Annotated in this window: 12 protein-coding genes; 1 reads left to right on the top strand and 11 read right to left on the bottom strand. The window is 70.0% G+C overall.

The window, feature by feature from the left end; translation table 11 throughout:
* From VGL85_RS02160 to VGL85_RS02110, 11 genes are all read right to left on the bottom strand, one after another.
* The coding region (locus tag VGL85_RS02160; protein WP_331585538.1) for a glycosyltransferase at positions 1–184 on the bottom strand (184 nt) is incomplete at its 3' end.
* Positions 185–197: 13 nt separating this feature from the next.
* Positions 198–1,367 carry a putative lipid II flippase FtsW gene (gene ftsW, locus VGL85_RS02155; protein WP_331585540.1) on the bottom strand — a complete coding sequence of 390 codons (1,170 nt, stop codon included), beginning with the start codon at positions 1,365–1,367 and terminating at the stop codon, positions 198–200.
* A 26-nt stretch (positions 1,368–1,393) separates the two neighbouring features.
* Positions 1,394–2,803 (bottom strand): UDP-N-acetylmuramoyl-L-alanine--D-glutamate ligase, encoded by a 1,410-nt coding sequence (gene murD / locus VGL85_RS02150; protein ID WP_331585536.1) that lies wholly within the window; start codon positions 2,801–2,803, stop codon positions 1,394–1,396.
* A 19-nt stretch (positions 2,804–2,822) separates the two neighbouring features.
* The gene (gene mraY / locus VGL85_RS02145) at positions 2,823–3,938 is read right to left on the bottom strand and encodes a phospho-N-acetylmuramoyl-pentapeptide-transferase (protein WP_331585534.1); all 1,116 of its coding nucleotides are present in this window, start codon (positions 3,936–3,938) and stop codon (positions 2,823–2,825) included.
* Positions 3,938–5,338: a UDP-N-acetylmuramoyl-tripeptide--D-alanyl-D-alanine ligase gene (locus tag VGL85_RS02140; RefSeq protein WP_331585532.1), complete on the bottom strand. Its 1,401-nt coding sequence runs from the start codon at positions 5,336–5,338 to the stop codon at positions 3,938–3,940. Before VGL85_RS02140 ends, mraY begins: the two co-directional genes overlap by 1 nt.
* The gene (locus tag VGL85_RS02135; RefSeq protein WP_331585530.1) at positions 5,331–6,776 is read right to left on the bottom strand and encodes a UDP-N-acetylmuramoyl-L-alanyl-D-glutamate--2,6-diaminopimelate ligase; all 1,446 of its coding nucleotides are present in this window, start codon (positions 6,774–6,776) and stop codon (positions 5,331–5,333) included. Before VGL85_RS02135 ends, VGL85_RS02140 begins: the two co-directional genes overlap by 8 nt.
* A gap of 5 nt (positions 6,777–6,781) precedes the next feature.
* On the bottom strand, positions 6,782–8,539 hold the full coding sequence (locus VGL85_RS02130) for a penicillin-binding protein 2 (protein ID WP_331585528.1): 1,758 nt from the start codon (positions 8,537–8,539) through the stop codon (positions 6,782–6,784).
* Positions 8,536–8,967, bottom strand: coding sequence for a cell division protein FtsL (gene ftsL, locus VGL85_RS02125; RefSeq protein ID WP_331585526.1), 432 nt, complete (start codon positions 8,965–8,967; stop codon positions 8,536–8,538). Before ftsL ends, VGL85_RS02130 begins: the two co-directional genes overlap by 4 nt.
* Positions 8,964–9,896, bottom strand: coding sequence for a 16S rRNA (cytosine(1402)-N(4))-methyltransferase RsmH (gene rsmH / locus VGL85_RS02120; protein WP_331585524.1), 933 nt, complete (start codon positions 9,894–9,896; stop codon positions 8,964–8,966). The genes ftsL and rsmH overlap by 4 nt, the downstream gene beginning before the upstream one ends.
* Positions 9,893–10,366 carry a division/cell wall cluster transcriptional repressor MraZ gene (locus VGL85_RS02115; RefSeq protein WP_331585522.1) on the bottom strand — a complete coding sequence of 158 codons (474 nt, stop codon included), beginning with the start codon at positions 10,364–10,366 and terminating at the stop codon, positions 9,893–9,895. Before VGL85_RS02115 ends, rsmH begins: the two co-directional genes overlap by 4 nt.
* A gap of 317 nt (positions 10,367–10,683) precedes the next feature.
* Positions 10,684–11,787 carry a serine hydrolase domain-containing protein gene (locus tag VGL85_RS02110; protein WP_331585520.1) on the bottom strand — a complete coding sequence of 368 codons (1,104 nt, stop codon included), beginning with the start codon at positions 11,785–11,787 and terminating at the stop codon, positions 10,684–10,686.
* 95 nt (positions 11,788–11,882) lie between these two features.
* Here VGL85_RS02110 and VGL85_RS02105 point away from each other — a divergent pair, with 95 nt between their 5' ends.
* The gene (locus VGL85_RS02105) at positions 11,883–13,343 is read left to right on the top strand and encodes a LytTR family DNA-binding domain-containing protein (protein ID WP_331585518.1); all 1,461 of its coding nucleotides are present in this window, start codon (positions 11,883–11,885) and stop codon (positions 13,341–13,343) included.
* Positions 13,344–13,548: the final 205 nt, after the last annotated feature.

The raw sequence follows: 13,548 nt of genomic DNA, 5'->3' as shown, positions 1-13,548 counted from the left end.
CGAAGGTGGCGGCCGACAGCCCGATCCGCCGCTCGGCCGGGAAGTCCTGCGCCAGGCCCGCCACCCGCTCGTCCGAGGCCAGCACGATGGACCAGCCCCGCGCGATCAGCGCCTCGGCGAGCGCCTGGGCGGGGAACAGGTGTCCGCCGGTGCCTCCGGCGGCCAGGACGGCGAGCTTCTTCATGATCAGGCGCGCCCTAGGTGAAGGCGCCGGCCTTGGCGAGCCCCTCGCCCACCGTGTAGGCGCCTGGCCTGCGCCGCGTGAGCGCCAACGCCAGGCCAAGGGTCAGGCCCATGGCCAGCATGGACGAGCCGCCATAGCTGATGAACGGCAGGGTCATGCCCTTGGTGGGGATCATGTCGAGGTTCACCGCGATGTTGATGATCGCCTGCTGGCCCACCAGGACGAAGAGCCCGGCGGCGGCGACCTGTTCGAAGGGGTCGCTGAGCTTCATGGCGCGATAAAGGCCGCGCACCACCACGATGGTGAAGAGGGCGACCACCACCAGCAGGAAGACCAGGCCGAACTCCTCGGCGCCGACGCTGGCGGCGAAGTCGGTGTGGGCGTCGGGGATGGCCCGCTTCAGCACACCCTCGCCCGGGCCGCGCCCGAACAGGCCGCCGGCCGCCTGGGCCACCTTGGCGGCGTCCACCTGGTGGGTGTCGGCCTTGTCGGGCGACAGGAACTTGTCCACCCGCACCGCCACGTGCGGGAACAGGAAGTAGGTGGAACTCAAGCCCGCGATCGCCGTCGCGCCCAGCCCCATGACCCAGCTTATGGGCACGCCGGCCATCCAGAAGGCCGCGCCGAACGCCACGGTGATCAGCACCGTCTGGCCGATGTCCGGCTGGATCAGCAGCAGGCTGATCGAGATGAAATAGAGCACGAAGGCGATGGAGACGCCGGGCACGCCCTCGCCCTTCTGCCCCTCGGAGAACATCCAGGCGACCAGGATGATCAGCGCCGGCTTCATGAACTCCGACGGCTGCAGGGTGAAGCCGCCGATCTCGATCCAGCGCGTGGCGCCCTTGGCGTTGTGGCCCATGAAAGGCAGGGCGAGCATGATCGCAATCGCGATCAGCCAGACGAAGAAGGCGCTTCGTCGGACCAGCTTCACGTCGAACATCGAGGTGACGATCAGGATGCACATCGAGATCGCGGCGAAGACGCACTGGCGCACCGCGAAGTGGAACGGGTCGCCGATGTTCATCCGCGCCGCGGCCGCCGGGCTGGCGGCGAAGGCGATCACCACGCCGATGGCGATCAGCAGGACCACCACGCCCAGCATCCAGCGGTCCACCGTCCACCACCAGACGCCGATCGGCGAGCGGTCGGAACGGGCGAAGGCGTGGGCCTGGGCGGTCATTCGGCGCGGTTCCGGCGTCGCGGCGGTCATGCAGCACCTTTGGCAGCATGGGCGAGTCGTTGCACGGCCGCTCTGAACGCCTCGCCGCGCGCCTCGAAGTCCGGGTACTGGTCGAAGGAGGCGCAGGCCGGCGACAGCAGCACGATGGCGTCGCGCTTGGCGGCCGCCGCGTCGGCGTAGGCCTGGGCGACGGCCACATCCAGGACGCCGCATTCGACAAAGGGAGCCTTGCCCTTCAGCGCCTTGGCGAAGGCCGGCGCGGCCTCGCCGATCAGATAGGCCTTGGCGACGCGGGGAAAGAGGTCTTCCAGCGGGGCGATCCCGTCGGTCTTCGCTCGGCCGCCGGCGATCCAGTAGGACTTGGGATAGCTGGAAAGCGCCTGGCGCGCGGCGTCGGCGTTGGTGGCCTTGCTGTCGTTGACGAAGCGCACCCGGCCCAGCACGCCCACCGTCTCCATGCGGTGCGCGAGGCCCGGGAAGGTCAGCAGGTGCTGGGCGGCCTCCTGCGGGTCGATGCCCAGGCCCTTGGCGGCGGCATAGGCGGCCGCGGCGTTCTGCCAGTTGTGGCGGCCGGGCAGCGAGCGGGCGCCGGTCAGGTCCACCACCTCCTGGGCGCGCTCGCCCATGGCGTCGTAGAGCGCGCCGTTCAGCACATAGACCCCGCGGCCCATGGCCTTGGACGCCGAGATCGGCACGATGGTGCGGCGGTTGGCGGCGGTGATCTCGGTGCAGATCTGCTGGCCCCAGGCGTCGTCCACGCCGATCACCGCGGTGTCGCCCTTGCCCTGGTTCAGCAGGATGCGGCGCTTGGCGGCGACGTAGCCCTCCATGGCGCCATGCCGCTCCAGGTGGTCAGGCGAGATGTTGAGGATGACGGTGACGTCGGCGTGCAGGCTGGAGGTCAGGTCGAGCTGGTAGGAGCTCATCTCCAGCACGTAGACCGCTCCGCCGTGCATATCCTCGAGGTCGAGGACGCCGACCCCGATGTTGCCGCCGATGCGCACGTCGCGGCCGGCCTGGGCGCAGACGTGGCCGATCAGCGCGGTGGTGGTCGACTTGCCGTTGGTGCCGGTGATGGCGACGATCTTGGGCTTCTTGTGCTCCGGCGCGGCGTTCACGGTTCGGGCGAAGAGCTCGATGTCGCCGACGATCTCGACACCGGCGGCCTTGGCCTTCTCCACCGTCCAGTGCGGCTTGGGATGGGTCAGCGGCACGCCCGGCGACAGCATGATCGCGGCGAACTGCGACCAGTCGGCGGTGGTCAGGTCCACCACCGGCAGGCCCTCGGCCTCGGCGACCGCGCGGGCCTGCGGCTTCTCGTCCCACAGCGCCACCTGGGCGCCGCCGGCGATCAGGGCGCGCGCCGCCGCCAGGCCCGTGCGGGCCAGGCCGAACACGGCGACCGTCTTTCCCTCGAAGCCGCGGACCGGGATCATGATGCGGGCCGGCCCTCCCCTACCTGAGCTTCAGGGTGGCGAGGCCTAGCAGGGCCAGCATGATCGAGACGATCCAGAAGCGGATCACCACGGTGGATTCCGACCAGCCCAGCTTCTCGAAGTGGTGGTGGATCGGCGCCATCAGGAAGATGCGCTTGCCGGTGCGCTTGAACCAGGCGACCTGGATGATCACCGACAGGGTTTCGGCGACGAACAGGCCGCCGATGATCACCAGGATGATCTCCTGGCGGGTGGCCACCGCCGCCGCGCCGATGCCGCCGCCCAGGGCCAGCGAGCCGGTGTCGCCCATGAAGATCTTGGCCGGCGGGGCGTTGTACCAGAGGAAGCCCAGGCCGGCGCCGATCATCGCGGCGCAATAGATGGCGATCTCGCCCACGCCGGGCACGAAGTGCAGCTGCAGGTAGTTGGCGAAGATGAAGTTGCCGACCAGGTAGGCGATCATGCCATAGGCCGAGGCGGCGATCATCACCGGCACGGTCGCCAGCCCGTCCAGGCCATCGGTGAAGTTCACCGCATTGGCCGCGCCCACGATCACGCAGGCCCCGAACAGCAGGTAGAACCAGGAGAGGTTCACCACCGCGTTCTTGACCAGCGGGAAGGCCACCGAGGTCAGGAGCGAGGGATCCTCCGGCGGCTTGGCCGCGAAGAGGATGATCAGCGCGATCGCCGCCATGGCGATCAGCGCCTCAAGGAACAGGCGCATCTTCCCGGAGATGCCGTCGGTGCTGTGCTTGGTGACCTTGGAATAGTCGTCGAGGAAGCCCAGCAGGCCGTAGCCCGCGGTCACCACCAGCACCGCCCAGATGTAGACGTTGGAGAGGTCGCCCCACAGCAGGGTGCCCCCGAACAGGCCGGCCAGGATCATCACCCCGCCCATGGTCGGCGTGCCCGCCTTCTCGGTGATGTGGCGCTGGATGCCCTCGGCGCGGATCGGCTGGCCCCGGCCCTGCTTGGCCTGCATCCAACGGATGAAGCGCGAGCCCATGGCCACCACGATCACCTGGGCGGTGAACAGGCTCATGATGGTGCGGAAGGTGATGTAGCGGACCAGGTTGAAGACGGGGATATGCCCGTGGACGCCCGCCGCCAGGTGCTCGTAGAGCCAAAAGAACATCAGCCGGCCTCCGCTGGCCTGACGTCGAGCCGGGCCAGGGCCTGGGCGATCAGCCCCGCCCTGGATCCGTTCGAGCCCTTCACCATCACCACGTCGCCGGGCGCTGCGGCCCGTTCGACCTGCGGCGCGAGTTCGGCCGCCGTTTCGGCGTAGCCGCCGCGCCGAGTCGAAGGAAGCGCGTCCCAGAGGGATTTCATCAAGGGGCCGGCGGCGAACACCAGGTCGACCCGGGCGGCGTCGAGGGGTTCCGCCAACTCAGCATGGAAGGCTGCGGCCTTCGGCCCCAGCTCCAGCATGTCGGTCAGCACCACCAGCTTGCGCCCGGCGGCTTTACGCGCGCCCAGGGTGGCGATCGCCGAGGCCATGGAGACCGGATTGGCGTTGTAGCTCTCGTCGATCAGGGTGAAGACGCCGCCGGCCAGTTCGACCTGCCGCTCGGCCCCGCGGCCGGCCAGGGGCTCGAAGCTGCCCAGCGCCGCCAGGCCGTCGCCGAGGTCGACGTCGAGGGCCTCCAGCATCAGCAGCACGGCCATGGAATTGAGGCCCCAGTGCTGGCCGGTCTGCAGGATCGGGAAGTCCAGGCCCTTGCCGTGGAAGCGGGCCTGCACGATCCCGCGCCCGCCATCGGCCTGGAAGTCGATCAGCCGCGCGTCGCAGCCCTCGGCGCGGCCGAAGGTGCGCACCTGTGCGCCGGCTTTTTGCGCCTCGGCCTTCAGCAGGTCGAACCAGCGGTTGTCGGCGTTCAGCACCGCCACGCCATGCGGCTCCAGCCCCTCGAACACCTCGGCCTTGGCGCGGGCGACGCCCGCCTCGCCGTCGGCGAAGTTCTCGGTATGCACGGGCCCCACGGTGGTCACCACCGCGGCGTGCGGACGGACCATGCGGGTCAGCGGGCGGATCTCGCCCTCGTGGTTCATGCCGATCTCGAAGACGGCGCGCTCGGTTTCGGCAGGCATCCGCGCCAGCGTCAGCGGCACCCCGATGTGGTTGTTGTAGGACTTCACTGACGAATGCGCGCGCCCGGCCAGCATCAGGCCGGCCATGACCGCCTGGGTGACGCTGGTCTTGCCGACCGAGCCGGTGACCGCGCCACGCCTGGCCCGGGGCGCCCGCTCGCGAGCGGCTTCGCCCAGGCGTTCCAGGGCTTGCAGGGTGTCGGCTACCATCACCGCCGGGCCCTCGACCGGCTGGGAGGCCAGCGCGCCCCACGCGCCCGCGCCCCTGGCCTGGCCGACGAATTCGTGGCCATCGCGGGCGCCGGCCAAGGCCACGAACAGGTCGCCGGGCTCAAGCGTGCGGGTGTCGATGGAAACCCCGGTCGCCGCGAAGGGCTCGCCGACGAGCCGGCCGCCGGTCGCCCGGGCGATCTCGTCGGAGGTCCAGAGAGCAGGTTCAGCCACCAAGCGCTTCCCGGGTCTCGGTCACGTCGTCGAACGGATGAACCACATCGCCCACGATCTGGCCCTGTTCATGGCCCTTGCCGGCGACCACCAGGATATCGCCGTCCGACAGCAGGGCGGCGGCGGCGCGGATGGCTTCGCGGCGGTCGCCGATCTCGGTCGCGCCGGAACCGCCCGCCAGCACCTCGGCGCGGATGGCGGCTGGCGTTTCCGAGCGCGGGTTGTCGTCGGTGACGATGGCGACGTCGGCCAGTTCGGCGACCGCCTTGCCCATCTGCGGACGCTTGGCGCGGTCGCGGTCGCCGCCGGCCCCGAATACCACGATCAGCTTGCCGCGCACGTGGGGCCTGAGCGCCTTCAGCACCGTCTCCAGCCCGTCGGGCGTATGGGCGTAGTCCACATAGGCCTCGCCGCCGCGCGGGCCCTGGCCGACACGCTGCAGCCGGCCCGGCGCGCCTTCGAGATGCTCCAGCCCCGCCAGCGCCTGCTCGACGGAGAGCCCCGCGGCCATGGCCAGGCCCGCGGCCACCAGGGCGTTGGAGGCCTGGAAGGCCCCGGCCAGCGGCAGGACGAGGCGGTAGGTCTTGCCTTCATGCTCGATCGTCAAAGCCTGGCCGTTGGGCAGCATCGAGCGTTCCGCCAGGCGCAGCCCCTGGCCGGCCTCACCGACGCTCATGATCGTCTGGCCGGAGCCCAGCGCGATGGCGGCGAAGGCGTCGTAGGCGTCGCTGTCGGCGTTCAGCACCGCCGTCTTCCCGCGCGGCAACAGCATCTCGAACAGCCGCAGCTTGGCGGCCCGGTAGACGCCCATGGTGCCGTGGTAGTCGAGGTGGTCCTGGGTCAGGTTGAGAAAGCCCGCCGCGGCCAGCCGCACGCCGTCCAGCCGGCGCTGGTCGATGCCGTGCGAGGAAGCCTCCATCGCCAGGTGCGTCACCCCGCCCTGGGCCATGTGCGCCATCAGCTCGGCGACGTCGGCGGCGTCGGGCGTGGTCAGCCCCGGCGGGGTGAGCTGCTCATCCGCCGCGCCCGGCGCCGAGACCCGCACGCCCAGGGTGCCCATGCTGGCGGCCTTCAGGCCCGCAGCGGCGAAGATCTGGCGGCAGAAGCCCGCCACCGAGGTCTTGCCGTTGGTGCCGGTGACCGCGACGCAGGTCTCCGGCTGCTGGTGGCCCCAGAAGGCCGAGGCGGCGAGCGCATAGGCGCGGCGCGGGTCGCGGGCGATCACCTGCGGGGCGCTCAGCCCCTCGATCTCGCGGCCGGTCAGGATGGCGGCAGCGCCCTGCTCCAGCGCCTTCGGCGCGAAGCTGCGGCCATCGGCCTTGACGCCGGGCAGCGCCACGAACAGCCAGCCCGGCTTCACCTTGCGGCTGTCGGCGGTCAGCCCCTCGATCTGCGGATCGACCGAGAGGTCGCGCTGGACGAGGTCCGAGAGCCGCATCGGGGTCAATGCTCCTCCTCCGCGCTGGTCGCGTTCGGGTCCGCGGGCGTGAAGGGGTTGGTCTCGGCGCGCTTCTGGACGCCCAGGAACGGGGCGATGCGCTCGATGATCCTGCCCACGGCCGGCGCGGCCACGATGCCGCCGGTAGGGTCGGCGCCGGTCTTGTCGCGCTGCGGCTCGTCCATGAGGATCAACACGAAGTAGCGGGGATCCGAGAGCTTCCCATCGGTCGGGAAGGCCGCGGCGAAGGATGAGACCTGCTTGGTCGTCGAATAGCGCTTGGCCGCCGGATCCCACTTGTTGCCCGTGCCGGTCTTGCCGCCCACGTTCAGGCCGGGGACGTTGGCCGACTTGCCCGACCCGCAGGGGCAGGAGACGTTGGAGCGCATGATCTGCAGCAGGGTCAGCGCGGTCTTCTCGGAGACCATGCGCGGGCCATGCACGACCGTGCCGGCCGGCAACTTCTTGATGGTCAGCGGCAGAAGTTCGCCGCCGTTCACCAGGCCCGAATAGGCCCGCGCCACCGCCAGGGGCGTGACGTTGATGCCTTCGCCGAAGGACATCGAGGCGATGGCGTCGGTGTCCCACTTGCGCGGCGTCAGCGGCCGCGCCGTTTCGATGAGCTCGGTCTTGGCCGGCTGGGTGAGGCCGAACCTGTTGAAGTAGTCGTGCAGCCGTTCCGGCCCGATCTCCTCGCCCAGGCGCGCGGTGCCGATGTTGGAAGAATGCTGGAACACCTCCACCAGGGTCAGGATCGCGTGGGTCGCGTGGTAGTCGTGGATGGTGCGGTAGCCGAGCTGGAAGGGATGGGTGGCGTCGAAGGTGGAGGTCGGCGTGGCGACCCCTGTGTCCAGCCCGGTGGCCACCGTGAAGCCCTTGAAGGTCGAGCCCATCTCGTAGATCGCGTTCGCCGCCTTGTTCTGCCGCGCGTCCAGGCTGTAGGCGCCGGGCTTGTTGGGATCGAAGGTCGGATAGTTGGCCAGCGCCAGGATTTCACCGGTGTGGACGTTGATGACGATCCCGACGGCGCCCTTGGGCCGGAACTGGCTGACCGACTTGTAGAGCTCGTCCTCCACCGCGGCCTGGATGCGCAGGTCGATGGAGAGCTGGACGGCGCCGTTGCCGGCGGCGGCCTCGCGGACCTCGTCGTTCAGGGCGGCCTCGGCGCCGGCCAGGCCCTGGCCGCCGGTGTCGGCGAAGCCGATCAGGTGGGCGGCGGTGTAGCCCAGCGGGTAGACCCGCTTCTGCTCCGGCTCGAAGGAGACGCCCGGCAGGCCGAGGTCCTGGATCTTGCCGCGGGCTTCCGGCGTCAGGCCGCCGATCACGAAGGTGCGCCGCCCGGCCTTCAGGGCCTTGTCCAGCCGTTCCGGCGACAGGTCCGGCAGGTTGGCGCTCAGCACCTGGCGGGTCTCGCCGGCGTCCCAGATCTCCCGCGGGTCGATGTAGAGGCCATAGTGCAGCAGGTCGGCGGCCAGCATCTGGCCGTTGCGATCCACCAGGTCGGCGCGCGCCGCGCCGATCGGCGGGAGATAGCCGTCGCCTTCGGCGGCGTGGGAGAACAGGGTGGCGCGCGTCGCTCCCACCGCCAGCACCAGGAAGCCGAGCGAGAACAGGAACAGCACGAAGAAGATGCGCAGGCGCGTGTCGTCCTCGGCGCGGCCCGAGGCGCGGGCGCGCTCGAAGGCGTGCTCCAGGCCCCACATGAAGCCGGTGAGGCGGCGCGAGAACCAGGACGGTCCGAAGCTGGTCTGGCCCAGGCTCATTGGCGGGTCCCGGCAGTCGCGACCTGGGTCGGGACCGGCAGCGGCGAGGCCGCCTGCGCCGGGGCGGAGGTCAGCGGATCGGGCGTCACCTCCACCACCTTGATCGGCCCGGTCACCGGCTTCTGGGCGACCTGCGGCAGGTCGGCGAGGTTGGCGACGCGCTTCTCGCTGAGCGGCTGCAGGCCCAGGTAGGTCTCCGACAGGCGCTCGATCCGCGCCGGCTGCTCCAGGTGGGTGACCTCGGCCTGCAACAGGCGGATGCGGGCCTTCTCGCCGGCGATCTGGCGCTCCACCGTGGCGATCTTGGCCCGCTCGCCCCCGGCCACCGTCTTGGCCAGGTAGACGCCCAGGATCAGCAACGTCAGCACGGAAACGGCGACCAGGTCGACCAGCCGGAAACCCCGGACCCGGTGATTGAGCCAGTTCACGCCGCAGCCCTCCATACCGGCGCGGCCGTGCGCACCGCCGCCCTCAGCTTGGCCGACCGGGCCCGCGGGTTGGCGTCGAGCTCCGCCTGCGACGGCCCTTGCGCGCCGTTGAACAGCAGCCGGAAGCTCGGCTCGGCGCCGGCCTGAAGCGGCGGCGCGTGGCGCGACCCCGCCGGCGTCCTGCCTGCCCGCACCGCCAGGAAGGTCTTCACGATTCTGTCCTCGAGCGAATGGAACGTGACGACGCAGAGGCGGCCCTCCGGCTTCAAGGCCCGCTCGGCGGCGGCGAGGCCGGCCTCCAGCTCGCTCAGCTCCTCGTTGACGGCGATGCGGATGGCCTGGAACGAGCGGGTGGCGGGATGGACCTTGGCGCCTCTGCGGCCGCCCAGGGCCTTTTCGATGAACTCGGCCAGCTCCAGGGTCCGCGTGAAGGGCTGTTCGTCGCGCCGCCTGGCGATGGCGCGGGCGATGCGGCGGCTCTCGCGCTCCTCGCCGTAGACGAAGAGGATGCGGGCCAGTTCGGCGGGCTCGGTCCCATTGACCAGGTCGGCGGCAGTCGGCCCGTCGGCCGCCATGCGCATGTCCAACGGCCCGTCCTTCATGAACGAGAAGCCGCGCTCGGCCTGGTCGAGCTGCATGGACGAGACGCCGATGTCGAGCACCACGCCGTCCAGGGCGGCCGCGCCGGTCTCGGCGTCCAGCTCGGAGAAGCGGCCCTCGACCAGGCGGAAGCGGTCGGCCGGCAGGGTCTCGGCGAAGCGGCGCGCTGTGGGGTCGCGGTCGAAGGCGATGACCTGGGCGCCGCCCGCCAGCAGGGCGCGGCTATAGCCGCCGGCCCCGAAGGTGCCGTCGACCAGGAGCTTGCCGGCGCGGGGTTGCATCGCATCCACGACCTCGTCGAGCAGGACGGGGACATGCGCTGCGGTCATCCGGCGGATCCTGCGGACAGCCTGGCGGCGCGTTGCTGGGCGCGGAGCGCCGCCAAGCCATCGCGCGCTACCGTGCGCTGGGCCGCGCGGTGCGCCTGGAAGGCCTCGCGGCTCCAGATCTGGAAGCGGTCGCCCAGCCCGACCACCACGACCCAGTCGGTCAGGCCGAACTGCTGGCAGAGGACTTCCGGCAGGGTGATGCGCCCGGCGGTGTCATAGGAGAGCTGAGCCATGCCGCCGAGGATCGAAACCTCCAGCGCGCTGCGCAGCGGATCGCCGAACTCCAGCTCCTCGATGACCTGGTTGTAGCGGTCGAACAGGGCCTTGCCGCCGCCCTCGATGCAGTCGGCCTCGATGGAGGGGAAACAGACGACGCCGTCGAACGGGCCCGCGGTCTGGGCGCGGAACTCCTGCGGCACAACGATGCGCCGCTTCCCATCCAGCTGTTTCTCGAACGTCGAGAAAAACACCGCAACGCCCCATGCCCGGAACGGCTCCGCCAGCCGCTCCCCTCACCTCACGCCCCGAGCGGCCGCCCCCAACGCGCCATCTTGGTTAGCGAAGTACGAACGGGGTAACATGGGATGAATTGGGAGTAAATGACTCTAAATGACCTTTCTCCAAGGAAACCAATCTTTCCCAGGCAAGTATGGTTAATCAACTATTGTTATCCACAGAACATACAGCGAACTGTTGCCACATCTGTTAACAAACTGGGCCGTTGCAGCGGCTCTGGTGTCATTCGATCCCAATTCGTCGTGAAGCGAAACCCGATCGAGGCGCAGGGCTAGTGCGCCTGCGAGGGCGCTCCAAGCACCATGCCCGCGAAGGCCTCGGACGCCGGCAGGGTGGCGTCCACATAGATGTTGGACAGCACGACGACGGTAAGCTGATCGTCTGGATAATAGGCCAGGGCGGCGTTGTAGCCGGGGCTTCGCCCGATGTGGAACACGCGCCGCCGACCGAGATTGCGGTCGAGCATCCACCCATAGCCGATATCGCGCGACAGCCATTCGAAGCCCGGCGCCCTGGGCGGAACAGATTTCGGGGTCGTGGCCAGATCGACCAGTCGGGAACCGATGACGCGCCCGCCAAAATAGCCGCGGACGAACCGGAACAGGTCCTGCCCAGTGGAATAGATCGACCCGTTGCCGGTCTTGACCGACCAGTCGAACCACGCAGGCCGGGCGAGCGTCCCGGCCTTGGAGCGCACATAGCCCGAGGTCATGTTCGGTATGACCGCGGAATCGTCGCCCCGATGCCCGGAGTCGCGCATGCCCAGCGGGTCGAACAGCTCCCGCTGCATCGCCTCGCCATAGGCCTCGCCTGTCACCCGCTCGATGATCAGGGCGAGCAGGACATAGTTCGAGTTGGAATAGGCGTAGCTGGACCCCGGGGGGAAGGCCAAGGGCGCGTCCTTGAACGCCGCCACGATCTCGGCCGGCGTGCGGTGCTGCAGGCCGAGGCTCTTGTAGATCGGCAAGCCATTGACGTCCGGCACGCCGGAGGTGTGGGTGAGCAGCTGTTCGATGGTGATGTCGCGGCCTGCGGGATACTCGGGAACGTACTTGGACAGCGGATCGGACAGGACGATCCGCCCGCGCTCGACCAGCTTCATGACCACGGCGGCGGTGAGCGGCTTCGACACCGAGCCCACCTGGAACTTCCGCCCGGGCGCGTTGGGCGCGCCGAGCTCGACGGAGGCCAGGCCATAGCCCTTGTCCAGCAGCACATGGTCGCCGCGCGCGATCAGCACCTCGCCGGAGAATTTCCGCTCGGCCAGCAGGGGCGCAAGGTATGCGTCGACCCGCCGCTCCAGCGGGGGCGTCGCGGCGGCGAGTTGCGGCGTCGCCAGGGCCACCGTCATGATCACCAGGAGCAGATTCCGCATTTCGGACAAACTCTCTAAGCCAAGTCACCCCACCGCCGGCTTGGCCTTAAACCACCCTCGACGGCGCCTGCGGGGCAATCGCTGAAATGCACGCTTTGTCGGATAAACTGCACCTTCGCTGGCTGCCCGACAGGGACGACGCCTTGCGCTGGCTGGGCGCCCTGTTCGCCGTCCTGGTGGCGCTTGCGCTCCCCGCCGCGTTCCAAGGCCCGGAGGAATCGGTCGCCGGACGGATGCTGTCGGCGGAGATTCTCACGCCCGGATCCGGCTGGCGTCCGGTCGACCTGCGCGCCCTGAAGCTTCCCAAGGGACAGGTCTCGCTGCTGCGGGCCCGCTTCGACATCGCCCCGGCGATCCTTGCCGCCCGCACACCGCTCGGCCTCTATCTCTCCGGCGGCTTTTCAGCCGACGCGGCCTGGAACGGGACGCCGATCGGAACCAAGGGCCGGCCCGGGGCTTCCGCCTCGACCGAGGTCCCGGGCCCGGTTGACGCAGTGCTCCCGCTGCCCGCCGAACGTCTCGATCCCAAGCGCGATGTCCTGATGCTGCGGCTGTCGGCCGAGCGGCTGGACGCGTCCCGCAGCGTGATTCACGGCCAGGGGACCATCTTCGGCCTGCGCGTGGCGCCGTTCTCCGCCGACGCGCGCCGGCCCGTTGGCTACTACGCCGCGCCGCTGCTGATGTCGGGCGTGCTTCTCCTGTCGCTGGTCCTCATGGCCTCGAGGCGTGAGCTCCGCTCGCCGGGCGCGGCGATCCTGGCGGGCCTGCTGATCTGCGCCGCCGCCGAGCTCTCGCGATCGGTCATCGACTATCCCTATCCGCTCCAAGCGCTTCGGATGTCCGTCCTCAAGGCCGGCGCCGCCACGCTCGCCATCGGTTGCGTCTGGCTGGCCCTGGAGAGCGTCTCCTGGCGCGCGGCTCGGCCATGGCGCGTCGGCTTGGCTGGGCTCGGCGCGCTCGTGATGCTGTCCGCGCCGGCGGAGGCCTCCAGGCTGATCTTCGCCGGTGCGCTGGCGGGAGGCCTGATCGTCGGCCTTCCCGCGATCCGCCGTCGCGACGGCGAAGGTCTCCAACAGGCGGCAGCCCTGCTGCTTATGGCGGCCTTCCCGCTTCTTCCCCGGCCCGATTACATGGACCAGGGCCTCTATGCGGCGTCGGCGCCGCTGATCGTCCAGCTCCTCTGGCGTCCGGGTGCGGCCCTCCGAAGGACGCTCCAGGCTTCCCCCGTGGCCGAGCGATTGGTTTTCGGCCCGGCAGGCTCGCGGCGTTTCGTGGACCCAGAGCGGATCCAGGCCATCCAGGCGGCCGGCGACTATGTGGAAATCAGCCTGGCGAACGGCCGGCGATTCCTGGAGGCGCAGGCGTTGAGCGGCCTGGCCGAGCGACTGCCGCCCCGCTTCCTTCGCGTCCACCGATCCCACATCGTCAACCTCGCCCACGCCCAGGAACTGCGGGCCGAAGGCGGCGGCCGCCACCGCCTGCGGATCGGTGACGATCTGTGGGTGCCGGTCTCGCGCACGCGGGTGGCCGAGGTCCGCCAGCGACTGGGTTGCTGAGAGGGTTCGCCGCCCCCGGGGGCGGAAAATGGACCAGACGGCCTGTAAGCCGGGTTCTGTGCCGCCCTGCGCCGAAACGCCGGGCTTAGGCGATCATTCCTCTGGACCGCCCCTCGCGGGACGGTTCTCGCGACCTACCCGGACCGCTCAGGCCTACGACGGCCCTGCCCGGATCGCTCCGGACGCACGGTCCCTATTCGGTCTT

The sequence above is a fragment of the Phenylobacterium sp. genome (genome assembly GCF_036501465.1).
In the GTDB taxonomy this organism is placed as follows: Bacteria; Pseudomonadota; Alphaproteobacteria; order Caulobacterales; family Caulobacteraceae; genus Phenylobacterium.
This window is presented reverse-complemented; position numbering and strand designations above follow the sequence as displayed.

Bases quoted from the DNA above. Each gene is read 5' to 3' on its own strand.
- mraY (WP_331585534.1), bottom strand. From the start codon at position 3,938: ATGTTCTTTTGGCTCTACGAGCACCTGGCGGCGGGCGTCCACGGGCAT.
- murD (WP_331585536.1), bottom strand. From the start codon at position 2,803: ATGATCCCGGTCCGCGGCTTCGAGGGAAAGACGGTCGCCGTGTTCGGC.
- VGL85_RS02110 (WP_331585520.1), bottom strand. From the start codon at position 11,787: ATGCGGAATCTGCTCCTGGTGATCATGACGGTGGCCCTGGCGACGCCG.
- rsmH (WP_331585524.1), bottom strand. From the start codon at position 9,896: ATGACCGCAGCGCATGTCCCCGTCCTGCTCGACGAGGTCGTGGATGCG.
- VGL85_RS02135 (WP_331585530.1), bottom strand. From the start codon at position 6,776: ATGCGGCTCTCGGACCTCGTCCAGCGCGACCTCTCGGTCGATCCGCAG.
- ftsW (WP_331585540.1), bottom strand. From the start codon at position 1,367: ATGACCGCCCAGGCCCACGCCTTCGCCCGTTCCGACCGCTCGCCGATC.
- VGL85_RS02130 (WP_331585528.1), bottom strand. From the start codon at position 8,539: ATGAGCCTGGGCCAGACCAGCTTCGGACCGTCCTGGTTCTCGCGCCGC.